A 25,442-nucleotide genomic window follows, 5' to 3' on the forward strand; every position below is an offset into this window, starting at 1 on the left:
GGTCCGTGCCCCCCGTGTCCCCCGTGTCCCCTGTGTCCCCTGTGTCCCCTGTGTCCTCCGTGCCGCCTGTATCTCCCGATGGGGTGGACGCCGGGGTCAGGCGTCCGTCGAGCTGTTGGCGTACGGTGACTCGGCCGCGGAGACCGGGGCCGGGGCCTGCGACGGCTCGGGGGCCTTTTCGCTGAGGCCGAAGCGGGCGTGGAAGCGGCGCAGGAAGCCGGGGGCGTACCAGGCGGAGCGGCCGAGCAGGCGCATCGCGGCGGGCAGGAGGATGCCGCGTACGGCGAGGGCGTCGATGAGGATGGCGAGGCCGCTGCCGAGACCGAACAGCTGCAGGAAGCTGATCTTCGCCGTGCCGAAGGCGAAGAAGCTCACCGCGAGCAGGACGGCCGCCGCGCTGACGATGCGTCCGGTGTGTCCGAGGCCGTTGGCCACGGCGGACTCGTTGGTCTCGCCCTGCTCGTGCAGTTCCTTGATCCGGCTGGTGACGAACACCTCGTAGTCCATGGAGAGGCCGAAGGCGACGCAGAACATCAGCACGGTCATCGATGTCTCCATCGGCTGCGCGGTGAAGCCGAGCAGGGAGGAGAGGTGGCCGTCCTGGAAGATCCAGGTCATGGCGCCGAGGGTCGCACCGAGGCTGATCATGTTGAGGACCAGGGCGCGCAGCGGCTGCACGACGCTGCCGGTGAAGAGGAAGAGCAGCAGGAAGGTGGTGACGGCGATCAGGCCGATGGCGAGCGGGAGTTCGGCGCCGATGGAGTCGTTGGAGTCGACGAGTTCGGCGTCGGCGCCGCCCACGAGCGGCTGTGTCCCGGTGGGCGGAGCCGCCGCCCTGACCTCGTCGACCAGGTTCTGGGCGGCGTCCGACTTGGGCGTCAGGGTGCTCACCACGTTGAGCTGCTGTGCGGCGGGGCGGCCGAGCGCCGCGTTGCCGGGTGTTTTCGCCTTGGGCCGTCCGTCGGTGTAGACGCCCGTGGCGGCCTCGACGCGGGCGACCCCGTCGAGTTCGGACAGCCCGGCCGCATACTGGGCCAGCGGGGCCTTGCCCACGGCCTTGTCGATGACGACGTGCAGGGCCGCGGCGTCGTTGCCGTTGAAGTTCTCCCGCAGCGACACCGAGACCTGGCGGCTCGCGGCGCCCTCGGGCAGTACGCGCTCGTCCGCCGTGCCGAAGGTGATGCCGAGGAGCGGGCTCGCCGCCACCAGGAGTACCGCGAGTACGGGCAGCGCGGTGAGCGCGGGCCGCCGCATGACGGTGCGGGCGAGCCGGCCCCACGCGGAGGTTCCGGCCGCGGCGGCGCGCCCCGGCTTCACCCACGGCATCCGCCCGCTGTTGACCCGGTGCCCCAGGACGTTGAGCAGGGCGGGCATCACGAAGAGGGTGCCGAGGGCCGCGATGACGACGACCCCGACGCCGGAGTAGCCGAACGAGCGGAGGAAGTACTGCGGGAACACCATGAGCGCCGCGAGTGCGGCCGCCACGGTCGCGGCGGAGTACGCGACCGTACGGCCCGCGGTGCTCATCGTCGTCCGTACGGCGTCCTCCACGAGCGCCCCGGCCGCGAGCTGCTCGCGGAACCGGCTGATCATCAACAGGCCGTAGTCGACGCCGAGTCCGAGGCCGAGGGCCGTGGTCAGGTTGACCGCGAAGATGGAGACGTCGGTGACGCTGCCGAGCAGGAAGAGCTGGGCGAACACCCCCACGATGGCGAGGAGCGCGATGGCCAGGGGCAGCAGCGCGGCGACCGCACTGCCGAAGACGACCAGGAGCAGCAGGAGGATCAGTGGCACGGCGATGCTCTCCGCCAGGACGAGGTCCTCCCCCGTCTGCGGGCCCATCTCGTAGCTCACGCCGGTGCTGCCACCGGCCTTGACGGTGAGGTCGCCCCGGTACGTTCCCGCGTAGTCGTCGATGACGCTCCTGGCGTGGTCCTTCCGCTCCGCGTCGTCGCCCCGCACCCGGGCGAGCACCACGGCTTCGCGGCCGTCCTCAGAACGCAGGTCTGGGTTGTCGGTGTCCCAGTACGAGACGACGTTCCGCAGGCCCCGCTCCCTCTTGAGGTCGGACACCAGCGCCCGCCCCGTCCGTTCGGCGGCCGGGGCGTCGACGCGGCCCTCGGCGGCACGGACAAGGAGCACCAGGTTCGTCTCTCCGCCGAACTTCTCGTCGATGACGTCCCGTGCGCGGGCGGACTGGGAGGCCGGGTCCTCGAAGCCGCCGTCCTGCAGCTTCCCGAACGCACCGGCGCCCAGGGCACCCATGAGGGCCACCACCACGGCGGCGGCGACAAGTACCAGCCGTGACCGGCGAATCGCCATGTCAGCTATGCGTTCAAACACGCCCGATCTCCTTCGGTTTCCATACGAAAACGGCGCGAAACGCACGCTGCGTCGCCGTGCACGACGTTAGTGAGACCACAGAAGATTTGGCAGTGTTAGATTTTCCGAACACTCTGACTTCCGCATGGGGAGGAACCCGCGATGTCCCAGCCCTCGCTGCGCGAACGACGCCGGGCCACCGCCACCCGGGAGATCGTCGAGGCCGCCGAGCAGCAGATCGCCGAAGTCGGGCCCGCCACCCTGTCGTTGCGCGCCGTCGCCCGCGCCCTCGGCATGACCGTGCAGGCGCTCTACCACTACTTCCCGAACCGGGACGCCCTGCTCACGGTGCTCGTCACCAAGGCGTACGACGACCTGGCCGACGCCGTGCAGGCCGCCGTCGACACCGCGGCCGACGACCCGGCGGACCCGGACCTGCCGCGTCTGGTGATCGCCGCCGAGGGGTACCGCAGTTGGGCGATCGCCCATCCCGAGCGCTTCCAACTCCTGTACGGCACACCGCTGCGGGGCTACGAAGCGCCCGCCGAGGGCCCGACCACCCGGGCGACGCGCCGGATGGGCACGCTCTTCGAGCGCGAGCTGTTCGGCGGGTTCACCAAGGCGCAGCTCGCCGCGGCCGACACTCCCCCGCTCTCCGCGCCGCTGCGGGCGTATCTGGAGCAGTTGCCGCCGTCCGGCCTCGGCGCGCTGCCGCCGCCCGCGACCGCGCTGTTCATGAGCGCGTGGGGCCGTCTGCACGGCCTCGTGGTCCTGGAGGTGTTCGGGCACACCTCGTTCCTCGGCGACCACCAGGCCGAGATCTTCCGCCTTTCGGTGCGGAGCCTGCTGGACGACATCCGCGGCAGGATTCCCGCCGCCTGAGGGTCAGTCGGCGGCGGCGGCCCGGTCCCGGTGCCGGTGCCGGTCCACGATCCCCTCGACGATGCGCAGCAGCCGCTCCCCCGTCCGGTCGATGCTTCCGTTCTGCCTGCTGACCTGGGCCCCTTCGAGTACGAAGGTGATCTCGGCGGCGACCTGCTCGGGGTCGGGCAGCCCGGCGGCGGCGCACATGCCGACGAGCCTGCGGGCCTGGCGGGCCTTGTGCTCTTCGATCACCTGCCGTGCGGGGTGGGCGCGGTCGGGCAGTTCGGCGAGGGAGTTGATGAACGGGCAGCCGCGGTGCGAGATCGCAGGCAGGCCCTCGGCGATGAAGCGGGCCAGGCCCATGATCTGTTCCTCGGGGCGGCCGGGGTGCTCGGCCTCGACCCGGTCGAAAGCGGCCTGGTAGTCGGCGGCGACGATCCGCAGCCACTCCGCGACCAGCGCGTCCTTGGTGTCGAAGTGCCGGTAGATCGCCATCTTGGTGGTCCTGGCCCGCTCGGCGATCGCCTGGACGCCCACCCGCCGGATGCCCTCGCTCTGGAAGAGCTCCTCCGCCGCGTCGAGGATGCGCTCGCGGGGCGGCAGTTGGGCCACCCGGTCCGGCCTGCTCACGGTCGATGCCATGCCTGCTACGGTACCAGTCCGTTCCACACGATACCGATCGGTATCGCGTGGACCCGCTAGGTATCGTTTGCTGTGTTCAGCTGGGAGTGACAGTGCGCATTACCGAGTACGTGACGTACGACGCGGTCGGGCTCGCGGAGCTGGTGGCCGATGGCGAGGTGACCCCCGCCGAACTGACGGCGGCCGCACGCGAGGCCGCACAGGCGGTCAACCCGCGCGTCAACGCCGTAGTGGAGACGTGGCAGACCGACGACGAGCCGCGCCCCGGCAGTTCACCGCTGGCCGGTGTGCCCTTCCTGATCAAGGACATCGCGGTCGCCATGGCCGGCCGCCGAATGGAACTGGGCAGCCGCCTCGCGGCCGGCAACGTCTCCGCCGTCGACTCCTTCCTGATGGGGCGCCTGCGCCGGGCGGGCCTCGTGACGTTCGGCAGGACCAGCACGCCGGAGATGGCCTACAGCACCACGACGGAACCGGTGCTGTACGGCGCGACCCGCAACCCGTGGGACCTCAAGCGCAGCGCGGGCGGATCCAGCGGAGGCGCGGGCGCGGCCGTCGCCTCCGGGGTCGTCCCGATAGCCCACGCCACCGACGCCGCGGGCTCGATCCGCGTCCCCGCGTCCTGCAACGGCCTCTTCGGGCTGAAGCCCACCCGTGGCCGGGTCTCCGTCGGGCCCGCCTTCGACGAGGTCTTCAACGGCCTGGCCGTGCACGGCAGCGTCAGCCGCACCGTGCGCGACAGCGCGGCACTGCTCGACCTGATCAGCGGCCCGGAGCCGGGCGACCCCTACTTCGCCCAGGAGCCGCCCCGGCCGTACGCGGAAGAGGTCACCCGTCACCCCGGCACCCTGCGGATCGGCGTCCTCACCCACGCGTGGGGCGGCCACCGCACCACCGCACCCGTGGCCGACGCCCTCTCGCGCACGGTGCGGCTGCTCGAATCCCTCGGTCACCGCGTCGAGGCGACCGAGGTCGAACTCGGCGTCGACTGGGAGGAGTTCCTGCTGTCCAACGCCCGGCAGTGGACGGCGAACCTGACGGCCCAGGTCGACGAGCTGGCCGCCGCGACCGGACGCCCCGTCGACTCCTCGACCCTGGAGCCGCCCGTGCTGGCCAGCTACCACTACGGGCAGCGCGTCAGCGGCACCGAGTTCGTCAGCGCCCTCGCGGTCCGCAACCGGGTGGCCCGAAGCCTGGCACAGTACTTCGACGCCCACGACGTGCTGCTCACCCCGACACTGCCTGAGCTGCCCGTGCCGCTGGGTACGCACGCCGAGGGCACGGCGGCGATGGACGGTCTGGACTGGCTCCGCCGCCTCTTCGATCTGTCGCCGTTCACGGCGGTGTCCAACGTCACCGGTACGCCCGCGATGTCCGTCCCGGTGACGGCCGACGCCGCTACGGGGCTCCCGGTCGGCATGCAGTTCGCCGCCGGGTACGGGAAGGAGGGGCTGCTCTTCCGGCTCGCGGGCCAGCTCGAGCAGGCGAGCCCGTGGTCGGGCCGGACCCCCGGAGTGTGGGCGGGGAACCACCCGGGCCACTGAGAGACAGGCGGCGCGGCGGGTCAGCCGCCGAGCGGTACGGAGCCCTCGGGGGCGGGCACCGGGCGCGGCGCGGGACCTGCGGTCTCCTCCGCGGCCAGGTCCCGCCCCCTCGTCTCCCTGGCGAAGTGCACGGTCACGGCGGTGACGAGGGCGGCCAGGCACATGTAGAGGGCGACGGGCACCGCGGAGTCGTAGTCCTTGAGGAGCTCCACGGCGATGATCGGCGCGAGCGCCCCGCCGATGATCGAGGCCAGCTGGGAGCCCATCGAGGCGCCCGAGTAGCGGACCTCGGTGTCGAAGAGCTCGGAGATGAACGCGGCCTGCGGCCCGTACATCGCGCCGTGGAAGAGCAGTCCGACGGTGACGGCGAGCGCGATGACCGGGAAGGACCGGGTGTCGAGCAGCGCGAAGAAGGCGAACGCCCAGCCGGCCACCCCCAGGGCGCCGATCATCGTGACCGGGCGCCGCCCGATGCGGTCGGAGAGCGCGCCCCACAGCGGGATGGTCACGAAGTGGACAGCGGACCCGATGAGCACCGCGTTGAGCGCGTCGCTCCTCGGCAGGTCCAGGTGCACGGTGACGTAGACGAGGACGAAGGCGGTGAGGATGTAGTAGGAGATGTTCTCGCCGAAGCGGGTGCCGATCGCGGTGAGCACCTCGCGCCGGCTCTTGCGGAACACCTCGACCACGGGCGGCTTCGACTCGGCCCCCGTGGCGGCCGCCGCCTCCGCCTTCCGCTGCGCCTGGAGGAAGACCGGCGACTCGGTGACCGAGATGCGGATCCACAGGCCGATCATCACGAGCACCCCGGAGAGCAGGAAGGGCACCCGCCATCCCCACGCGAGGAAGGCCTCCTCGGACTGGACGGCGGCGAGCAGTGCGAGCACGCCGGTGGCCAGCAGATTGCCGCCGGGCGCGCCGGCCTGCGGCCAGGAGGCCCAGAAGCCGCGGCTCTTGTCGCCGCCATGCTCCGACACGAGGAGCACGGCCCCGCCCCACTCGCCGCCGAGGGCGAAGCCCTGCACGAGGCGCAACACGGTGAGCAGGACCGGCGCGCCCACGCCGACGCTCGCATGGGTGGGGAGCAGGCCCATGGCGAAGGTGGCGCCGCCCATCATCAGCAGGCTGATGACGAGCAGTTTCTTGCGGCCCATCCGGTCGCCGTAGTGGCCGAAGACGACGCCGCCCAGGGGGCGTGCCGCGAAGCCCACCGCGTAGGTGAGGAAGGAGAGCAGCGTGCCGACGAGAGGGTCGCTCGACGGGAAGAAGAGGCTGTTGAAGACCAGCGCGGCCGCCGAGCCGTAGAGGAAGAAGTCGTACCACTCGATGGTGGTGCCGACGACGCTCGCCGCCACGATGCGGATGAGGCCGGCGCGGGCGGGCGGAGCGGTTCCTTGCGAGGCCATGTGCACCACTTCCAGGTGTTCTGCGGGGACGCTTCCGTACCGGCACAAGGTAGGAAACCGCAGATCAGTGGCGTATATGGCGGAGCCCCATGGTTCGGCGCCCGGCCGTGTGCACGGCCGACATGCGCGGCCGGGCGCGATGGGCGGCGAGCCGTTCCCGGGGTGCGCGGGGCGGCTCGAAATTACTCACAGGTATGGCGTGACTTCACACACGCTCCGCAGTAGAACTCGTTTCGATTCAGCCAAACGTGAGGAAGATCACATGAGTGCATCTGCCGCGCGTGACACCGGGATTGACGGTGTGTCACGCCGAAGATTCATCGCAGGAACGAGTTCTATTCTTGGGGCGGTCGCGCTGGCCGGTCAGACCACCCCGGCCCGCGCCGGGACCCTCGCCGCCGCACCGGTAGCAGACGGGGCCGACGTGCCGGTCCTGGTGATCGGCACCGGGTACGGCGGCTCGGTCGCCGCCCTGCGGCTCGCCGAGGCGGGCGTCGACGTGCACATGATCGAGATGGGGAAGTCCTGGGACACCCCGGGCTCCGACGGCAAGATCTTCGCCAACACCACGGCGCCGGACCTGCGCTCCTTCTGGCTCCGCACCAGGACCAAGCAGCCGATCAGCAACTTCCTCGGCTTCCCGATCGACAAGAACGTCCCGCGGCACACCGGCATCCTGGACGCCGAGGAGTTCGGCGGCATCATCGTCTACCAGGGCCGCGGCGTCGGCGGCGGCTCACTGGTCAACGGCGGCATGGCGGTCACGCCGAAGCGCGAGAACTTCGGTGCCGTCCTGCCGACGGTCGACGCGGGAGAGATGTACGGCACCTACTACCCGCGCGCCAACGCGGGCCTCGGCGTGAACACCATCGACCCCGAATGGTTCGAGACGGCCGAGTGCTACCAGTACGCCCGGGTCGGCCGCAAGCACGCCCAGCGCTCCGGCTTCCAGTTCACCTTCGTGCCCGACGTGTACGACTGGGAGTACATGAAGAAGGAGCAGGCGGGCACCGTCCCGAAGTCGGCGCTCGCGGGCGAGATCCTGTACGGCAACAACTACGGCAAGAAGTCCCTGCAGCAGACCTATCTCGCCCGCATCAAGGCGTCGGGGCGGGTCACCATCTCCCCGCTGCACCGGGTCACTTCGGTCGTTCCGGCAGCGGGTGGCGGCTATACGGTCACCATGGAGCAGCTCGACACCAGCGGCGACACCACCGCCACCAAGTCCGTGACGGCCGGCAAGGTGTTCTTCGCCGCGGGCAGCGTCGGCACCAGCAAGCTCCTGGTCAAGCTGAAGGCCACCGGCGCGCTGCCCCGCCTCAACGGCGAGGTCGGCAAGGGCTGGGGCGACAACGGCAACGTCATGTGCGGCCGCGCCAACCACCTGTGGGACCCGACCGGCAAGCTCCAGTCGTCCATCCCCACGGCGGGCATCGACAACTGGGCTGCGGGCGGCGCCTTCGCCGAGGTCGCGCCGCTGCCCACCGGCATCGAGACGTACGCCTCGTTCTACCTGTCGATCACCAAGACCCCGCACCGCGCCGAGTTCACCTGGAACGCGGCGGCCGGCCGGGCCGAGCTGAACTGGCAGACCGCCTGGAAGCAGGCGTCGATCGACGCCGCCAAGACGATCTTCGACAAGATCAACGCCAAGGAGGGCACGATCTACCGGACCGACCTCTTCGGGACGTACAAGGTCTGGGGCGACCACCTCACGTACCACCCGCTCGGCGGCGCGGTGCTCGGCAAGGCCACCGACAACTACGGGCGCCTGCACGGCTATCCGGGGCTGTACGTCATCGACGGCGCCCTGATCCCCGGCAACACCAGCGTCAACCCGTTCGTCACCATCACGGCGCTCGCCGAACGGAACATCGAGAAGATCATCGCGACGGATCTGTGATCCCGCCGCGGGCCGTCAGGGCTGTCAGGGCCGTCAGGGCCGTCAGGGCTTGGGCAGCGCGCACACGGTGTCGAGCCCGAGCACGTGATTGAGCCGGCCGAAGGCGAGCCACGATCCGATGCTCATGCTCAGCTCCACGATCTCGGCCTGGCTGTAGTGCTTGGCCATCCGCGTCCAGAACGCGTCGTCGAGGTTGTGGTGGTCCAGGGCGTACCGCTCTGCGTACTCCGCGGCCAGCCTCGTGCGGTCGTCGAAGGCGTCGGTGGTACGCCACTGGGTGACCGCGTCGGCGAACGCGTCGTCGACCTTCTCCCCGTTCCGCTCGGTGCGCCAGTCCTGGCAGAACACACAGCCGTTGATCTGCGCGACGCGCAGCCGCGCCGCCTCGAACTCGCGCAGACCGAGCGTCGTATGGGCGTACACCGCGAGCGAGAAGTTCGACGCGGCCGTCCCGATCTCGGGCACCATGTCACCCCACACGTACGGGATCGCCTCCTCCCCCTCGGGGATGTCGATGCGCAGCGGTCCGGTCATGGGTCACTTCCTTCCCAGTCGGCCCGCCGCCGGGCGCAGCGGGACGTCGAGCGCGTCGTAGAGGCCCGGCTCGGCCTCCGCCAGCCAGTCGACGGCGTTCACCAGGCGACCCACCGCCGTGGCGTTGCCGCCCGCTGAACGGTTCTCGCCCTCGTCGGTGGCCGCGACCGTGACCTCGATGCGCGGCCTGCCGTCGATGATCACCCGGTGGGCGCCGTCGCCGCCGTCCGGAGGCGAGGGCCAGTGGGGCGCGCAGGAGGGGTGGATGCGAGTGATGTGCTCGATGACGATGCGGGGTTCGCCCCCGACGATGCCCTGCACCTCGAAGCGCACCGCGCCCTGGGTACCCGCCGCGAACTCGCCCATCGTGCGCGTGTGCACCGCGGCGTCCAGCGGGTGGCGCTCGAACGTCTCGCGTATCGCGTCGAGTTCGACGCCGAGCGACCGCGCCATCAGCCGTATCTGCCCGCCCCACACCATGGTCGGGACCGAGGGCGCGAGCATGAGCGGCTCGTACTCCATCGGGTGGCCCATGCCGATCAGGTGCCGGACCGAGTCCTCCTGGTCGTACGTGGAGTAGTCGAAGATCTCCTGGCAGCGGATCGCGTCGAGAGTGGAACCGAGCCCGCTGATCAGCAGCGGCAGGACGTCGTTGCCCCAGCCGGGGTCCACGCCGGAGACGAACAGCGAGCCGCCGCCCGCCGCGACGGCCGCGAGCACCGGGTCCCTGAACTCCGCCGGGGCGCTGCGCTGGTCGTAGAGCGGGTACAGCGCGGGCGTGACGACCACGGCGCCGGCCCGCACCGCCCGCACGACGTCGGCGAGCGCCTCGTCGGGGCGCAGATCACCGGAGGCCGCGTAGACCACCGCGCCCGGCCCGGCGGCCAGGACCGCGTCGACGTCGGCGGTCGCGGCAACCCCCAACCGCGTCCCCATGCCCGCCAGTTCACCCGCGTCGCGGCCGACTTTGGCGGGGTCGTGCACGAGCACCGCCGCGAGGACCAGACCGGGATGGGCCTCGACGGCACGCACCGCCGCGCGGCCGACGTTGCCGGTGCCCCAGACCACCGTGGAAATCATGCGCGGAGGGTAGCGAGGGGCGGCAGCGGTTGACAGAGGCGCGGCCCGAGAAGAAAAGATACGTCCATTTCCCTCCCTCTCCGAAGTCACCTACCGCCGGTACGCTTTACGTATGCTCCTTGGGCGTTCCGCGGAATGCGCTCGTCTTCTCGCTCTCATCGACAAGGCACGCGGGGGCGAGAGCGGCGCCCTGCTCATTCGCGGCGAGGCCGGGATCGGCAAGACCAGCCTGGTCAGTCATGTCGCCGCGCAGGCCGCCGATCTGCTGCTGCTCTCCACGCGCGGCGTCGAGGTCGAGTCCGACCTGCCGTACGTGGGCCTCGCCGATCTGCTCCGCCCCGTCCTGACCTTCCTCGACCGCATCCCGGAGCGCCAGGCGGACGCCCTCACCGGCGCGCTGGCCCTTGGCCCCGCCGTCGCCCAGGACCGCTTCGCGGTGGCCGCGGGCACGCTCAGCCTGCTCGGCGCGCTCGCCGAGGAGAATCCGGTCCTTGTCACCGTCGACGACGCGCAGTGGCTCGACCCGTACTCCCTGGACGCGCTCGCCTTCGCCACCCGCAGGCTCGGCCGCGAGGGCGTCGTCGTCCTGTTCACCGCCCGCGACGAGCAGGAGGAGGCCGCCTCCCGGCTGGCCTCCATCGAGACGTTCACCCTCACCGGCCTCGACCCCGAGTCGGCGCACCGGCTGATCGCCGAGGAGGGCACCGCCGAGCTCACCGAGCGGGAGGCCGCCCGGCTGCTCACGGAGGCGCGCGGCAACCCCCTGGCCCTGATCGAGCTGCCCGCGCTCCTCGCCGGCAGCGCCGACGACGAAGACTCCGGAGCGCCCCTGCCCATCGGCGAGATGCTGGCCCACACGTTCGGCAGCGCCGTGGCCAGGCTGCCCTCGGAGGCGCAGGACGCGATGCTGCTGCTCGCGGTCCTCGGCACACGGCCCCTGGCGGGCACCGAGGCGGCGCTGCGGGCGCACGGGCTCAGTTACGAATCGCTGGAGGCCGCGGAGGCGGCGGGCCTGGTCGTCGAGGAGCGGGACGGGTACGCCTTCCGGCACCCGTTGGTGCGCTCGGCGGTCTACCACAGCGCGACGGCCGTCCGCAGGCGGCGGGCCCACCACGCCATCGCCCGTTCCCTGCAGGGCGCCACCGCCCCCGCGCTCGAACAGTACGCATGGCACCTGGCCGCCTCGGGCGCCGAGCCCGACGAGCACGTGGCGTCCCTCCTGGAGAACGCCGCCGCCGGTGCGCCGGAAACCCTCGCCTACCCCTTGGCCTCCCGGCTGTACGAGCGGGCCGCGCGCTTCACCCCCGAGGGGCAGCGCAAGGCCGAACGGCTGCTCGGCGCGGCCCGCGCCTCGCAGGCCGCGGGGGCCCTGAACGAGGCGGCCGCGATCCTGGACCGTGCCCTGGAGCACGCCGAACAGCTCGCCACCCAGCTCGACATACGCCAGCTCCGCTGCTATCTGGACGTGCAGCGCGGCCGGCCGACGCGCTCGCGCGAGCTGCTCAGGTCGGCCGTCGACGAGGCGGAGAAGGTCGACCCGGCGCTCGCCGCGGTGATGCTCGGCGGCATCGCGCTGACCGAGCTGGCGATCGGCGACCTCACGGCGGCCCACCGCACCTCCGCCACGGCGGTGGAGCTGGCCGACTCCGCGCACGAACCGCTGGTTCCCGTACGGCTGTTGCGCACCCTGGTGCTGCTGCTCGGCGGGGACGCCGAGGCGGGCCGTGCGCTCCTGCGCGAACTGGCGGGACCGCTCGCCTCCCCCGACCCCACCTTCCCCTATCCGGTCGCCGGGGTGGGCGGCCTGTGCCACCTCGCGGCGGAGGAACTCGACGAGGCGCACGGCCTGTTGGACCGCGCCGCGTACACGGCGCGCGGGTCCAGTGCGGTGGGGCTGCTCTCGCACCTGCTCGGCACGCTGTCGGTCGTCGAGTTCTGGCGGGGCCGCTGGACGCCGTCGCTCGCCAGCGCCGACGAGGCGGTGCGGCTCGCCGAGGCCACCGGGCAGGTCATCGAGGTCTCGCGCGGCCTCGCCGCCCTGGTCAGGACCGAGGCCGCGCTCAACCGCGAGGAGGACTGCAGGCGGCACGCGGCGCAGGCCATGGAGTGGGCCGCCTCCACCGAGCTGCAATTGGACGCGGCACGGGCGCTCGGCGGCCTCGGCCTGCTCGAACTGGGCCTCGGGCGCTTCGAGGAGGCGGTGCACCACCTGGAGGAGGTGCGGGCCTTCTCGCAGCGGCACGGCCGGGGCGACGGCCTGTATCTGACGTGGGCGGCCGACCTGGCCGACGCGTACGTCCATCTGCACCGGACCGCCGAGGCCCGCGAGGTCCTCGACGTCCTGGAGTACGAGGCGGGGCGCGGCCACCGGCCCGTCACGGCGGGCGCGGCGGCCCGGTGCCGCGGGCTGCTCGAACCGGGGGACCCGGAGGCCGCCTCGCACCACATGAGGCGCTCCCTCGCGCTGCTCTCCGAGCGTCCGGTGCCCTTCGAGCGGGGCCGCACCGAGTTCGCCTGGGGCGAGCAGTTGCGCAGGCAGGGCAGGCGCAGCGAGGCCCGGCGCCTCCTGGAGCGGGCGCTCGCCACGTTCGAGCGGCTCGGGGCGACGGGGTGGGCGGCACGGGTGGCGGCGGAACTGCACGCGGCGGGCGGCACCGAAGTGCAGCCCGAACGCGGCCCGTTGGAGCGGCTGACCCCGCAGGAGCTGCAGGTCGCCCTTGTGGTCGGCAGGGGGCTCACCAACCACGAGGTGGCGGAGCGGCTCTTCCTCAGCGTGAAGACCGTCGAGTTCCACCTGAGCAACATCTACCGCAAGCTCGAAGGGGTGCACCGCAGGGCGCAGCTGGTCCGCCTGCTCGCCCAGGCCGCGGAAGCCCCCGAGGTGTCGGAGGTCTGAGCCCGGTACGGGCGCCGGGTGCGGGATCCGGAGAGAGGGCTGGGCGGGGCAGTCCGGGTCTCGGCCGGACCGTCGGGCCGGAGAGCCCTGGCCCCGGGCCCGCTCGCACCTCGTCCGGCTCCCACAGCCGTACGAGCAGCAACAGCGCGCGTCCCGGTCCCGGCTACGTCCGGCACCCGAACGGGGGTGCCTCCGGGCACCCCCGTCCCCCGCCCTCGCGACGGTCGCTCCCCCGATCCACGACAGACCCTCCGTGCGTACACCCCCGTAGTACGTCCGGATCACCGGTCCAGCTCCCCCATTCCGGTGTTCAGGTCCGCCGCGTCTCCGCGACCGTGGGTACACCTTGGCCCCGTACGCGGGCGGGGGCGACCGTGAAAACCCTGGGGTCCGGGGGCGGGTGCCGGGGTGGGCGACCGGGGTCGGCGGGACGGGCGGGGCGTACGGGACGTACGGCCTCGAACGCCAGGTCGGTGAGCCGGTGGTTCCGGGGTTCAACCATCGCGCGCGGCCCCCGAACCCAGGGTTTTCCTCGGGGACCCCGGGGAGGGTTCAGCCGGCCCCCCAGCCGCCGTCCACGGGCAGCGAGGCGCCGGTGATGTACGCGGTGTGCGCCGAGCAGAGCCAGCGGGCGACGGCGGCGACCTCGGCGGGTTCGATGAGGCGTTTGATCGCGGAGCGGTCAAGCAGGACGTCCGTGACGACGTCCCGCGGGGCGATGCCGTGCAGGACCGCCTGATCGGCGATCTGCCCCTCGACCAACGGGGTACGGACGTAGCCGGGGTTGACGCAGTTGCTGGTCACGCCGTGCGCGGCGCCTTCGAGCGCGGCGACCTTGCTGAGCCCTTCCAGACCGTGCTTCGCGGCGACGTACGCGGACTTGAAGGGGCTGGCCCGCAGCCCGTGCACGCTGGAGATGTGCACCGCCCGGCCCCAGCCCTGCCGGTACATGTGCGGCAGGCAGTGCCGCAGCAGCAGGAAGGGCGCGGTGACCATCAGGCGCTGGATCAGTTCGAAGCGGGCCGGGTCGAACTCCTCGATGGGGGCGACGTGTTGGGTGCCCGCGCTGTTGACCAGGATGTCGACGTCGGCGGGCAGCCCGGGGATCGCGTCCGCGTCGGTGAGGTCCACGGCGTGCGCGTCGCCACCGACGGCGTCGGCCACCGCCTTGGCCGACTCCGCGTCGATGTCGACGACGTGGACATGCGCTCCGGCCGCGGCGAACGCCTCGGCGCAGGCCTGCCCGATGCCGCTCCCGGCGCCGGTCACCAGGGCGGTGCGGCCGGTGAGGTCGACGCCGTCGGCGCGCTGCGGGCCTGCGGGTGCGGGGGTTTCGCTCGTCATGCCCGTCACGCTAGAGAGTGGGTGGCGGGTCCTCCCATGGTTGAGGGCACCACAGTGCGCGTGATCCGGGTGTGGCCGAGCCCTGTAGCCCCGTCATGCTTCGACCACAGCGGCCCGCTCGGCGCGGGCGGCGTGCACCTCGTCCACGGCCTGCCGGTGACCGCCCGCGCGGGCACAGCGTTCCGCGCGGTCAAGGAGCGCATCGGCCGCCTCCGGCTCCACCGCCATGCGGACCCTGGCCAGGGCGGTGAGCGCGAAGGCCAGGACGGTGCCGCCGAAGGGTTCGGCCAGCTCCACGGCGGCGCGGGCGAGCCGGTCGGCCTCGTCGGTGTCCCCGAGCAGAAGCCGGAGCTCGGCGAGGTTGGCGCGCTCGAAGGCGGTGGCGGTGGGGCGGCCCTGCTGCTCGGCAAGGGCGAGCGCGCGCCGTCCGTGGGCCACGGCCTGCCGGTACCGTCCGGCGCGGCGGTCGTTCTCGCGGAGCACGGAGAGGACGGTCGCCAGCAGGGCGGGGTCGTCGCTGCGCTCGGCGGCGGCGAGGGCCCGCTCGGCCGGTTCCACGGCGTCGTCGAACCTCCCCAACAGGCCGTTGCAGGTGGCCTGCTGGGCCAGTGCCCGCGCCAGCAACCCGGCAAGACGTGCCCCGTGCCCGCCACCGTCGGAGTCCCCCGGCACGGCGCCCTCCGCGCCCTCCGCGCCCTCGATCAGCTCCTGTGCCTCGCGGGCCGACCCCAGTCCCGCCTCGTAGTCGCCCTCGTGGAACAGCGCCATCGCGCGGGCCATCCGGCACGCCGCCCGCACCTCTGCCGGAGCGTGCGGAGTGGGCTGGTGGGTGTCCAGGATCGCGTGCGCCTCGCGGGAGGTCCGGTGCCGGGCCAGGACCTCCGCGAGGCGGGCAGCCGCCGTCGCGCAGGCGTCCGCGCGGCCCTGTTGCCCGTACGAGGCCAGCGCGTCGCGCAGCACGCGGATCGCCTCGTCGTAGCGGCCCGAGCGCTCCAGGGAGCGGGCCCAGTCGAGCCTTACGTGCGCCGCGTCCGCCTCGGCCGGGTCCGGTCCGGGCGGCGCCGGGCGGCCGCCCAGTGCCACGCGGTGCAGCCGCACCGTCTCCGGCGCGGGACGCGTGCCGTGTTCCGCGGCGAGCGCCGCCGCGCACTCCTCGTACTGCCGCGCCGCCGCGGTGTGCCGCCCCTGCCGCAGGTGGGCCTCGATGAGGACGCGGTGGGCGCGCTCGTCCGCGGGGGCCTGCTCGACGAGCCGTCGCGCCGTGGCGGCCGCCTCCTCGGGGCACCCCTCGGCGAGCCGCGCCGTGGCGAGCGCGAGGCCCACCCGGTCGCGGAGGTCGGCGAGGCGGGCGCGGCGGGGCTCGGCCCAGGCGGCGTACCGGTCCTCGGGCAGCAGTTCACCGGTGAACTCGGCCCAGGCTCGGGCGAGTTCAGGTGCGGCGCCGACGCTCAGGGCTCGTTCGGCGAGTTCCTCGGCCCGGTCGGCGTCGATGCGGACGGTGTCCGGCACCAGGCGGAGCAGGGACCCGTCGGCGACCAGGTAGGAGGACGGGGCCCTGGCGGCGAGTTCGGGCTCCAGGGCGTGCCGGGCCGTGTGCAGGGCGACCCGCAGATTGCGCTGCGCGGCGCCGAGTTCGGCGTACGGCCAGCACACCGCCATGACGCGCTCGCGGTGCAACTGGTGCCCGGGGGTGACCGCGAGCAGTTTCACCAGGGTGCGGGCGCCCGGCCGCGTCCACCGCGCGGCGGGCGGCAGGCCCTGGACACGCTCGGTCCGGAAGCCGCCGAGCAGTCGGATGTGAAGTACGCCCATGAGCGCAGCACTCTAACTCTCGCCGCCGGGCGGCCTGTTACTGGCGTGTTACTGGCCGGATCTCGCCCCTCATAGCCCCACGTCACGGGCGTGCGGCAGCGCTGATCGCGTCGATGTCACGCGGGGCGCCGACCCAGCGGCGCACACGCGTTGATCTGCGGCGACGGCCTCCCGAGGATGAGTCCGTGCACCCTGCACCGGCACGTCGGACCCCACACCCCGTCAGACCCCACACCCCGGAGGAATCGTGAAGCGTTCCCACGCCATCGTCGCGAGCGTCACCCTGCTGCTCTCGGCGGGCGGCGCGGCGGCAGGCGCCGCCGACAGCCCCACCGCCGCACAGTCCGCGGGACACCGGTCGGCCGCCGCCTCCTGGTGCGCCAAGGAGGGCGGAAAGGCGCAGGTCCAGGTGCCGTACTACACGAAGACCGGCACACAGATCGTCCAGCTCGGCGGCGAGCGGGAGATGTGCACCTTCACCGCGAAGGACGGCACGAAGATCATGATCGGCGCGGACACCCTGGCCGCCCGCAAGCCGACGCTCGCGGCGCTGGCCTACATCCACAAGCCGGCCGACCCGGGCGGCCACCCCGGCAACCCGTCCATCGGCTACTGCCAGTCGCTCAACGGCACCGCGATGTACGGCCCGAAGGCGACGGACGGGGGCGGCTGGGCGCCCAAGGGGGAGACGTCCCCGTCGAAGGCCGTTGCCGCCTGCATGTTCGGCGACGGTTCGGTGATCGACGCGTGGGGGCTGAAGTACCACTCCGCCGACGTGATCCGTGGCGCCGATCTCACGAAGAAGTTCCGGGCGGACATCCCCTGATCCGCAGTCCCTGACGCGCACCAGCTCTCCGACGCGGTCGTCGCCGCCGACCACCTGGGCGAAGTGGCCGATCACCTCATCGGCCACTTCGTCGACCAGGCGCGGCGCTGACGAGACCTCCGGTCTCGACCCCAGCCAGGGCTTCAGCCGCTTCACCCCGCGGGCCAGGAACGTCGCGCTGGCCCCGCACAACGAGGCCAAATCCGCCCACCACGACGAGGTCCGCACGGAACACCTGGTCCTAAGACTCCTCAGCGAGCCCGACGCGCCGGCCGCCAAGGCCCTCGTCCGCGCAGGGCATCGCCTCCCCCCTGGACGACGTGCGCCGGGCGGCCCTCGACGCGCTGCCCGCGGCGGCCGCCGACGTGCCCTAGCTCATCCCGTACGACGCGGCGGCCCCATAACTCATCTGCCCCGCCGGAACCACCAGCCCCGCCAGCCCCACCCCCACCGGCCCACGTGTGCCTTCGCGGGTCGCAGGAGACGTGTTTCCGCCTCTTGACGGCCGAACAGGCATATGCGCTCCGGGTGTGCACAGCCGCCCGCCCCCACGGCCCCGTCGCCCCGGAGCCCGCCGCGCTCCACCTGCGAGACAGGCGGCCACCGAAGAGGTCCGGTACGGGCCTGAACACCGGGCGCGGAGCCGCCCCCGGCTACCACGGCGGACGGACTTTCCAACAGACCGGGGTGCTTGATTCCGCCATCAACTACCCGGTTGTCTAGACCCATTGACAGCACTTCTGGCGCTCCCTAGCGTTGCCAATAACCGCATTACGCTCGAACAACGTCACCGCACATCGACCATGCGTGGGGGGTTCGTGAACAGCACACCAGGTGTAGGCGAAATCGGGATGGCAGCCCCCCAAAATCGCGAAGGTCTGCCAATTGTCAGCCTCGACCAGGCGCACTCGCCCCAGAAGGTCCTCGCCCACGGCGAATTGCTGCGGCGTTTCGTGGCGGACCAGGAGATCAAACCGGTCCATATGCGGATCGGCATCATGGGCGCCTGCAACATGCGGTGCAATTTCTGCAACTTCCACTCCCCCAACGAAGAGCAGTTCTACGACCTGTTCTCGTTCAAGGATTCGATCGCCACCGACAAAGCGGTCACACTCCTCCGTGAATTCGCCGCGAACGACGGCCGCGCGGTCACTTTCTGCGGCAGCGGCGAGTGCACCATCCACCCCGGGTACGCGGACATCTGCCGGGCCGGGCACACGGCCGGGCTGCGGATCGGGCTGATCACCAACGGCTCGCGCCTCGGCCGCCCGAAGGTCGCCGACTGCGTCGCCGAAACGCACACCTGGGTCCGCATCGGCCTGAACGCCGGCACGGAAGCCACCTTCGACGACATCACGCGGGACCGCGAGCAGACGTTCTCGAAGTTCATCGGGTCCGTCGGCAAGCTCAGGGAGCGGGCCGTCGACCCCGACTTCCGCATCGGCTTCAACTACGTGATCACCCTGCAGAACTACCGGGAGATCGCGGAGGCGGCCCGTATCGCCCACGAGTCCGGAGCACATTACGTGCGCTTCGAACCCGAGTTCTACAGCGCACTCGGGCACGAGACCATCGAAACCGTGATGCCGGAGATCTCCGAGTCCCTCATCCGCGCTGCCGAATACTCCACCGACGCCTTCGAGGTGTCGGTGCCGAAACTCGACCGCGGCCCGATGGACCAGGTCGAAGAGGTCGAGGGCGACTTCGAGCGCTGCCACTACAGCCGTTTCGTCACGGCCGTCGGGGCCGACGGAAATCTCTATCCGTGCCCGCAGGTGCATCTCAACAGCCGCTATCTGATCGGCAACGTCATCGAACAGGGATATGCGGAAGTCCTCGAAGGCGGACCGCGCGCCGAGTGGGAGGCGTCCAACCCGCGCAGGACCGACCTCTGCAAATCCTGCTTCTACCGTCCGCAGAACGAACTCCTGGAACTCCTCAAACGCGGCCAGATCAAACTGGACGAGGCCCTGGACGCCTACGCGCTGGAAGTGCCGAGCACTTTGCACGGCGAGTTCGTCTGAACGCGCATGCAGCTACGTCACCTCCAGAGACTCCTCGCCGCCGAGCCCGCCCTGCGGCACGCCAAGAGCGCCGACGAGCACGCGGCCCGGTCCCGCCGGGTCCGTGCCGTCGTCGAGCGCCTTGCCCGCGTGGAGCGGGCCCCGCTCGTCATCGCCGAGTCGACCGTCTCGGCGCGCGACGGCCTCCACCACGAGCGGCTCCTGTTCGAATCCCCCGTACGCGGCTCCTTCCACGGCACCCTCCTCGCACCGCCGGACACCGCGCCCGGCCCGCCCGGCCCCGCCGTCCTCGTACTCGGCGGCAAGAACGCGCGGCTCGACCAGCTCACCGGGGACGTCCCGCCCGACCACCCCGACCGCAATGTCGCCGAGCACCTGGCGCGGGCCGGCTTCGTCACGCTCTCCTTCGACCACGGCATCGGCGGCGCCATGGACGCCGCCCGCAGGGCGGGCCGGGACGAAGGGGCGCTGCTCGCCCACGCGTTCGCCCTCACCGGCCGCTCCCTGCTCGGCGCCCTCACCGGCGACGCCCTGGGCGCCCTTGACGTCCTCGCCGCACACCCGCTCGTCGACGCGCGCCGCGTCGGCCTCTTCGGCCACAGCCTGGGCGCGGCGGTCGCCCTGCACACGGCGCTGCTCACCGAGCGCCGGGGCATCCCGCTCTGCGCGGCGAGCCACGTGGGCAGCTATCCGGCCCTGTACGAACGGCTGTTGACCGGGTACGAGGGGGCGGTGCTCCCGGGCATCCTAGAGTACGCGGACCTGCCCGACCTGTACGGCGCCCTCGCCCCGGCCCCGCTCCAGCTCCAGTACGGCACGGCCGACTCCTACCTGGAACCGGCCGACGCGCGGGCGGCCGCCGACAGCGTGCGCGAGACGTACGCGGCCGTCGGTGCCGAGGCGGAGATCCACGGGCTCCCCATGGGGCACGGGACCCACGTCGGCCACGCGGCGGACTTCTTCACCCGCACGCTGCCCGAACCGACCCTCTCCGCTGCCCCGCCACCTGCCGCCGGGGCCGAAGTACCCGCCCAGCGCATCCACTTCGAGGTCTCCGACCGGCGCGCCGTGCTCGACCGCGTCGACGCCGCGCTCGCCTCCGGCATCCTGACGCAGGGCCCGCAGGTGGCCCGCTTCGAGGAGCTCGCCCGGCCCTGGACCGGCGCGGACACGGCGGCGGTCGCCTCCGGCTCGGCCGCACTGGAGATCGCGCTGCGCATCATCGGCGTGGCCGAGCGCACGGTGCTCGTACCGGTCAACACGTTCTTCGCCACGGCGGCCGCCGCCGTCCGCGCCGGGGCGGCCGTACGCTTCGTCGACATCGAGCTCGACGGTCTCGGCATGGACCCGGACGCCCTGCGCGCCGCCCTCGACCGGCACCCCGACACCGCCGCCGTCCTCCCGGTGCACATCGGCGGCATCGTCTCGCCCGCACTGGAAGAGGTGCTCGCACACTGCCGCGACCGTGGCGTCCCCGTGGTGGAGGACGCCGCGCACGCCCTCGGCGCCACCCTCGACGGGCGCCCGGCCGGGAGCTTCGGCCGGTTCGGCGCCTTCTCCTTCTTCCCCACCAAGGTCGCCGTCAGCGGCGAGGGCGGACTGGTCTGCGCCCCGTCGGCGGACGATCTGGAGCAGGTGCGGCGCTGGCGCGACCACGGCAAGAGCGCCCAGGGCTCCACGCTGCACGACCGGCCCGGCGGCAACTGGCGCCTGAGTGAACTGCACGCCGCCGTCGGCACGGTCGACCTGGAGCGCTTCTCCGGCACGCTCGCGGCACGCCGTGCGCTGGCCGCCCGGTACGACGCGCTGCTCGCGGAGGTGCCGGGCGTCCGGCCGCACACCGTGCCCGAGGCAGCGGGCAGCAACTTCTACAAGTACCTCGTCTACCTCGACCCGGACGGGCCCCTCGACCGGCCACTCCTCAAGAAGCGGCTGCGGGAGCGGCACGGCGTGTCCCTGGCCGGTGAGGTCTACGACCATCTGCTGTGCGACCATCCCCACTTCGCCTCGCAGCGCCAACAGGGCGCCGGGGAGGGCCCGTTCGAGCGGGCCCGCTGGTTCGCACGGCACCACGTCGCCCTGCCGCTGTACCCGTCCCTCACCGAGGCCGAGCAGATACGGGTGGCCGCCGCGCTCCGCAGCGAGCTGCCGTGACCGCGCTGCTCCGTGCGTTCCGCAGGGGTGAGTGGCGGTCGTCCCTTGACCGGGCTCCCCTGCCCGGACCGCGGGGCCGGGAACTCTCCCTGGTGCCGGAGATCGTCGCCGACGCGGACCGCCGCTGGTGGGACAGCACGCTCTCCGGCCTGCCGCCGCTCCCCGGCCGCCGCGAACTCCTGCTCACCGCCGTGGAGTTGTTCGACCGCGCGACCCTCACCGTGGGCGGTGTCGGCGAGCAGAGTGCCGAGGAGTTCCGCGCGGTGCTGTGGGAGAGCGCGGGGCTGCCGCGCCCGCTGGTCGACCGGTGGTGCGCGATGCTCCGTGACGGCCTGCTCGAACGGGCCGAACCCCCCGAAGCCGACGGTCGCCTCGCCCTGGTCGCGCTGCCGGGCAATACCTTCACCTGCCTGGAGTCGGTCTGCGACCAGGCGGAGCGCTCGGCCGGCGTCTGGGTGCGCCCGAGCCGACGCGAACCCCTCTCGGCCGCCCGCCTCGTCGCCGCCCTGCTCGCCGCGGGCTGGCCCCCGGCCCGCCTCGGCCTGTACCCCGCGGCCCAGGAGGCCTTGAAAGGACTGCTGCGGCTCACGGACCGGCAGGTCGTGTACGGCGGCGCGGGGCTCGCCGCGTCGGTCCGCGACTCCCCCGGGCTCACGCTGCACGGTCCCGGCCGGGGCTGCGCCCTGGTGCCCCCGGGCATGCCGGTCGACGACGCCGTGTCGTGGCTCCTTCCGCTGGTCGCGGCGGACTCCGGGCGGTTCTGCAGCAACGTACGCACCGTCCTCTGCGAGGAACCCGGCGCGGCCGAACCCCTGGCACTGGCCCTGGCCGCCGCCCTCGACGCGCTCCCGCCCGACGGGGAGTGGCCGCTGACCGCCTTCCGCGAGCCCGGCGCGGCCGAGCGCGCGGCGCGCACCGTCAGCGACGGCCTGCGCCCCGGCGACCGCGTCCTCACCCGCCTGCCGCCCGTCGCGCACAGCGCCGCGAGCGACGCGTACGCCAGGCCACAACTGGCCCTCCTGAACAGCCACACCACGGACACCTCCCACCCCCTGATCGGACACGAGGTCCCCTTCCCCTTCGCCGCCGTCCTGAGCGCGTCCCCCGAAGCCACGCGGGCCATCACCGCCGAGTCCCTGTTCGTGTACCGCCCAGCGAAGTGAGGCCCGCATGACCACCGCCCTCGGCATGCTGCACGACACGCTGCGCGCACACGTCCCGGAACTCGGCGTCGACCTCGACACCTGGACGCGCCGCATGATGCGCTGGCACTTCGACCCGGAGACCGGCAGCCGCTTCTGGCTGGATCGCCGCGACAAGCTCGGCTTCGACCCGGTACGGGACATCGACGGCTTCGCCTCCCTCGACCGCTTCGGCCTCTTCGACAAGGCCGAACTGCGCGCCGCGAAGGCCCGCGACCTGTACCCGCGCGGCTACCGCGACAGGCCCTTCCGGGTCTTCGAGACCGGCGGCACGACGGGCGCGCCGTGCCGCATCGTCAACGTCACGCGCCTCGCGTACGACGTGGAGATCTACCGCACGGTGCTTGCGGCGCGCGGAGTGGCGAACGGCGACGTGCTCGCGATGACGCCGGGCGGCCCGCACGCGTACGGGCACTTCGTGGAGGGGCTCGCGGACAGCTGGCGCGGCGCCGTGCACGCCATCGACTTCGATCCGCGCTGGGTGAAGGCCGCGCTGCGCTCGGGCGGCGCCGCCGACGCGTACACCGGGCACCTGATCGACCAGACGCTCGCGCTGCTCGCGGCCGAGCGGCCCACGCTGCTCTTCACCACCTCGCGGCTGCTCGTGGAACTCGCGATGCGGCTGCCGCGCCCCCTGCACACCTACGGCATCCGGGCGGTCTGCACCGGGGGCACCTCGTGCACCGCCGCCGAGGCGGAGTTCCTGCACGAGGAACACCTGCCTGGCGTGCAGTGGATCGACACGTACGGCAATACCCTCGTCGGCCACGCCCTGCAGGCCGACTCCGTGCCGGGCGCGCCCGTCGTGCCCGACGGGAACGGCGGGACCGGCCACTCCTACCATCTGCCGCCGCCCTTCGCGGTGTTGAAGGTCGTCGACCCGGCGGACCCGTGGCGCGAGGTCGAGGTAGGGCAGCGGGGCCGCATTCGGGCCACGACTCTCCTCGAAGACCTCTTTTTGCCCAATCTCCTGGAGCGGGACAGCGCGGTGAGGACCGGGCCGCACCCGTGGTTCCCCTGGGACGGAGTCGCCGCGGTGCGGCCCTTCCAGGAGGCCTCGGACGCCGAGGAGGCAGTGGAAGGCGTCTACTGACCGAAGGATCGAGGGACACCCATCGTGAATCTGTCATCGAACGGCTTACCCATACCCTTCACGCCGGAGCTCTTCGGCCCCCTGCGCCCCAGCGCGCACCTGCTGTCACGGGGAGATCCCGGCGCGCTGCGGGAGCGGCTGCACGAGGACGGCCATCTCTATCTGCCGGGGCTGCTCGACCGTGCGGAGGTGCTGCGGCTGCGCGGGCGGTACTTCTCGCTCTTTCCGCCGGACCTGCTGGCCCCCGGCACAGGACCGGAGGACGGCGTCTTCTCGGGACAGGTGCCCGCGGACGTGCCCGAGCACGGCGTGGCGGGGCATCCGGCCTACGCGTTCGTGCGCTCGGCCCCCTTCGCCCACTTCGTGAGCAATCCCGTCCTTGCCGATCTCGCCTGCCAACTCCTGGACGGCAAGGCGGGGATGCTGCCGCGCCGCATCCTGCGCCACTTCCACCGGGGCACCCGGCGCGCCTCCCGCGCGCATGTCGACCACGACTACATGGACGAGGGCTCACCACGCGTCGTCACGTTCTGGATCCCCGTCGGCGACTGCCCGCCGCAGACCGGCGCCCTGGTCTACCTGGAGGGCTCCCACCGGCTGTCGCCCGAGGAGTACGCGCCGCTGCGCGACGTCACCGACCGCCCCGGCGACCGCCGCCAGATCTGCCACGATCTGGAGCTGACCGCCCGCACGCTCGGCCGCCGCTGGCTGTACGCGGACTTCTCCGCGGGCGACGTGCTGGTGCACGTGCCCCACGTCATCCACGCGTCCCTGGACACGACGACGGACGCCATGCGGCTGTCCGTCGACGCCCGCTTCGTCCGTTCGGGAGACACCCCCGACCCTCGCTGGCTGCGGCCGTGGTCGGCAGACGACGGGGCCTGAGCGCGCCGTCACGGTCGGGCCCGGTGTCTCGTTGGGAACACCATGGTGGATGAGCAGATGATGATGCCGGACAGCACTGCCGTACGGACCGCGCTGTGGCGGGCGATGCACCTCCAGGTCGACCCGCCGCCGCATGTGTTCGAGGACGAGATCGGGCTGCGGCTCGCGGACCCGGACGACGCCTGGCGGGAGCGCCCGGACATGGACCCGCGGGCCACCAGCACGTTCCGGGCGGCGATCCTGGCCCGCGCCCGTTTCGTGGAGGACCTGGTCGCCGAGCAGGCCGCCCGTGGCGTCTCCCAGTACGTCATCCTCGGCGCGGGCCTTGACACCTTCGTCCAGCGCGAGCCGGAACTGGCGTCCCGTCTGCGGGTCTTCGAGGTCGACCGCCCGGGACCGCAGGCCTGGAAGCGCCGGCGCCTGGCCGCACTCGGCTACGGCATCCCCGACGGCCTGCACCTGGTGCCCGTCGACTTCGAGGCCGACGCGCCCTGGACCGAGCAGTTGGCCGCCGCCTCCTTCGATCCGGCCCGCCCCGCCGTGGTCGTCTCCACCGGCGTCAGCATGTACGTCAGCGAGGGCGCCACCGCGGCCACCCTCCGCCAGGTCGCGAGTTTCGCCCCCGGCTCCACGCTCGCCATGACCTTCCTGCTGCCGACGGACCTCATCGACGCGGCCGAGCGCCCTGCGCTCTCGGCGTGCGCGGACAGCGCACGGCTGTCCGGCACGCCCTTCGTCAGCTCCTACACGCCGCAGGCGATGCTGACACTCGCCCGCGCAGCGGGCTTCGCCGACCCACGGCATGTGTCGGGGCCCTCGCTCGCCGAGCGCTGTTTCGCCGGTCGCACCGATGGCCTCCACCCGTCGAGCGGAGAGGACCTCCTTCTCGCCGCCACCTGACCGCTCAGCCC

18 protein-coding genes and 1 pseudogene are annotated in these 25,442 nt (G+C 72.5%); 12 read left to right on the plus strand and 7 right to left on the minus strand.

From position 1 onward, the window contains the following. Positions 1–96: 96 nt before the first annotated feature. A complete protein-coding gene (locus ABZ953_RS35930; RefSeq protein ID WP_361733126.1) occupies positions 97–2,343 on the minus strand; it encodes an MMPL family transporter in 2,247 nt (748 codons plus the stop codon). Positions 2,344–2,484: 141 nt separating this feature from the next. On the opposite strand from ABZ953_RS35930, the gene ABZ953_RS35935 reads away from it, so the two are divergent. Further along, on the plus strand, positions 2,485–3,204 hold the full coding sequence (locus ABZ953_RS35935) for a TetR/AcrR family transcriptional regulator (RefSeq protein ID WP_361733128.1): 720 nt from the start codon (positions 2,485–2,487) through the stop codon (positions 3,202–3,204). Positions 3,205–3,207: 3 nt separating this feature from the next. Here ABZ953_RS35935 and ABZ953_RS35940 read toward each other — a convergent pair whose 3' ends face one another. Then, positions 3,208–3,828, minus strand: a complete 621-nt coding sequence (locus tag ABZ953_RS35940; RefSeq protein ID WP_361733130.1) for a helix-turn-helix domain-containing protein — start codon at positions 3,826–3,828, stop codon at positions 3,208–3,210. Between the two features lie 92 nt (positions 3,829–3,920). Between ABZ953_RS35940 and ABZ953_RS35945 the strand changes: the two genes are divergently transcribed. Then, complete coding sequence (locus ABZ953_RS35945; protein WP_361733132.1) at positions 3,921–5,372, plus strand: amidase; 1,452 nt, start codon at positions 3,921–3,923, stop codon at positions 5,370–5,372. A gap of 20 nt (positions 5,373–5,392) precedes the next feature. Here the strand turns inward: ABZ953_RS35945 and ABZ953_RS35950 are convergent, their stop codons facing one another. Then, entirely contained in the window at positions 5,393–6,778 is a 1,386-nt protein-coding gene (locus ABZ953_RS35950; RefSeq protein ID WP_361733134.1) for an MFS transporter, read from the minus strand. Positions 6,779–7,040: 262 nt separating this feature from the next. Here ABZ953_RS35950 and ABZ953_RS35955 point away from each other — a divergent pair, with 262 nt between their 5' ends. Then, complete coding sequence (locus tag ABZ953_RS35955; protein WP_361733136.1) at positions 7,041–8,681, plus strand: GMC oxidoreductase; 1,641 nt, start codon at positions 7,041–7,043, stop codon at positions 8,679–8,681. A 42-nt stretch (positions 8,682–8,723) separates the two neighbouring features. Here the strand turns inward: ABZ953_RS35955 and ABZ953_RS35960 are convergent, their stop codons facing one another. Further along, the gene (locus ABZ953_RS35960) at positions 8,724–9,203 is read right to left on the minus strand and encodes a carboxymuconolactone decarboxylase family protein (protein ID WP_361733222.1); all 480 of its coding nucleotides are present in this window, start codon (positions 9,201–9,203) and stop codon (positions 8,724–8,726) included. 15 nt (positions 9,204–9,218) lie between these two features. Continuing rightward, positions 9,219–10,295, minus strand: coding sequence for a dihydrodipicolinate reductase (locus ABZ953_RS35965; RefSeq protein ID WP_361733138.1), 1,077 nt, complete (start codon positions 10,293–10,295; stop codon positions 9,219–9,221). A gap of 112 nt (positions 10,296–10,407) precedes the next feature. Between ABZ953_RS35965 and ABZ953_RS35970 the strand changes: the two genes are divergently transcribed. Further along, a complete protein-coding gene (locus tag ABZ953_RS35970; protein ID WP_361733139.1) occupies positions 10,408–13,191 on the plus strand; it encodes an AAA family ATPase in 2,784 nt (927 codons plus the stop codon). A gap of 552 nt (positions 13,192–13,743) precedes the next feature. Here the strand turns inward: ABZ953_RS35970 and ABZ953_RS35975 are convergent. Further along, complete coding sequence (locus tag ABZ953_RS35975) at positions 13,744–14,535, minus strand: 3-hydroxybutyrate dehydrogenase (protein ID WP_361733141.1); 792 nt, start codon at positions 14,533–14,535, stop codon at positions 13,744–13,746. A gap of 93 nt (positions 14,536–14,628) precedes the next feature. Then, the gene (locus ABZ953_RS35980) at positions 14,629–16,347 is read right to left on the minus strand and encodes a BTAD domain-containing putative transcriptional regulator (RefSeq protein WP_361733143.1); all 1,719 of its coding nucleotides are present in this window, start codon (positions 16,345–16,347) and stop codon (positions 14,629–14,631) included. A gap of 247 nt (positions 16,348–16,594) precedes the next feature. Between ABZ953_RS35980 and ABZ953_RS35985 the strand changes: the two genes are divergently transcribed. The 8 genes and pseudogenes from ABZ953_RS35985 to ABZ953_RS36020 all read left to right on the plus strand — a co-directional run bounded on the left by ABZ953_RS35985 (position 16,595) and on the right by ABZ953_RS36020 (position 25,431). After that, complete coding sequence (locus tag ABZ953_RS35985; protein ID WP_361733145.1) at positions 16,595–17,173, plus strand: hypothetical protein; 579 nt, start codon at positions 16,595–16,597, stop codon at positions 17,171–17,173. A gap of 21 nt (positions 17,174–17,194) precedes the next feature. After that, a pseudogene (locus ABZ953_RS35990) lies at positions 17,195–17,544 on the plus strand (Clp protease N-terminal domain-containing protein); the annotation flags it as partial. A 480-nt stretch (positions 17,545–18,024) separates the two neighbouring features. After that, complete coding sequence (locus ABZ953_RS35995) at positions 18,025–19,197, plus strand: radical SAM protein (protein WP_361733147.1); 1,173 nt, start codon at positions 18,025–18,027, stop codon at positions 19,195–19,197. Positions 19,198–19,203: 6 nt separating this feature from the next. Continuing rightward, positions 19,204–21,351, plus strand: a complete 2,148-nt coding sequence (locus tag ABZ953_RS36000; protein WP_361733149.1) for a DegT/DnrJ/EryC1/StrS family aminotransferase — start codon at positions 19,204–19,206, stop codon at positions 21,349–21,351. After that, entirely contained in the window at positions 21,348–22,514 is a 1,167-nt protein-coding gene (locus tag ABZ953_RS36005) for a hypothetical protein (protein WP_361733151.1), read from the plus strand. Before ABZ953_RS36000 ends, ABZ953_RS36005 begins: the two co-directional genes overlap by 4 nt. 7 nt (positions 22,515–22,521) lie before the next feature. Beyond that, entirely contained in the window at positions 22,522–23,646 is a 1,125-nt protein-coding gene (locus ABZ953_RS36010) for a hypothetical protein (RefSeq protein WP_361733153.1), read from the plus strand. Positions 23,647–23,670: 24 nt separating this feature from the next. Continuing rightward, a complete protein-coding gene (locus tag ABZ953_RS36015; RefSeq protein ID WP_361733155.1) occupies positions 23,671–24,531 on the plus strand; it encodes a phytanoyl-CoA dioxygenase family protein in 861 nt (286 codons plus the stop codon). Positions 24,532–24,573: 42 nt separating this feature from the next. Continuing rightward, positions 24,574–25,431, plus strand: a complete 858-nt coding sequence (locus tag ABZ953_RS36020) for a class I SAM-dependent methyltransferase (protein WP_361733156.1) — start codon at positions 24,574–24,576, stop codon at positions 25,429–25,431. Positions 25,432–25,442: the final 11 nt, after the last annotated feature.

The organism is Streptomyces sp. NPDC046465 (assembly GCF_040646035.1).
GTDB lineage: Bacteria > Actinomycetota > Actinomycetes > Streptomycetales > Streptomycetaceae > Streptomyces.

Coding starts and splice junctions, on each gene's coding strand:
- ABZ953_RS35935 (WP_361733128.1), top strand. CDS start 2,485: ATGTCCCAGCCCTCGCTGCGCGAACGACGCCGGGCCACCGCCACCCGG.
- ABZ953_RS35940 (WP_361733130.1), bottom strand. CDS start 3,828: ATGGCATCGACCGTGAGCAGGCCGGACCGGGTGGCCCAACTGCCGCCC.
- ABZ953_RS35950 (WP_361733134.1), bottom strand. CDS start 6,778: ATGGCCTCGCAAGGAACCGCTCCGCCCGCCCGCGCCGGCCTCATCCGC.
- ABZ953_RS35955 (WP_361733136.1), top strand. CDS start 7,041: ATGAGTGCATCTGCCGCGCGTGACACCGGGATTGACGGTGTGTCACGC.
- ABZ953_RS35965 (WP_361733138.1), bottom strand. CDS start 10,295: ATGATTTCCACGGTGGTCTGGGGCACCGGCAACGTCGGCCGCGCGGCG.
- ABZ953_RS35970 (WP_361733139.1), top strand. CDS start 10,408: ATGCTCCTTGGGCGTTCCGCGGAATGCGCTCGTCTTCTCGCTCTCATC.
- ABZ953_RS35975 (WP_361733141.1), bottom strand. CDS start 14,535: ATGACGAGCGAAACCCCCGCACCCGCAGGCCCGCAGCGCGCCGACGGC.
- ABZ953_RS35980 (WP_361733143.1), bottom strand. CDS start 16,347: ATGGGCGTACTTCACATCCGACTGCTCGGCGGCTTCCGGACCGAGCGT.
- ABZ953_RS35995 (WP_361733147.1), top strand. CDS start 18,025: ATGGCAGCCCCCCAAAATCGCGAAGGTCTGCCAATTGTCAGCCTCGAC.
- ABZ953_RS36000 (WP_361733149.1), top strand. CDS start 19,204: ATGCAGCTACGTCACCTCCAGAGACTCCTCGCCGCCGAGCCCGCCCTG.
- ABZ953_RS36010 (WP_361733153.1), top strand. CDS start 22,522: ATGACCACCGCCCTCGGCATGCTGCACGACACGCTGCGCGCACACGTC.
- ABZ953_RS36020 (WP_361733156.1), top strand. CDS start 24,574: ATGGTGGATGAGCAGATGATGATGCCGGACAGCACTGCCGTACGGACC.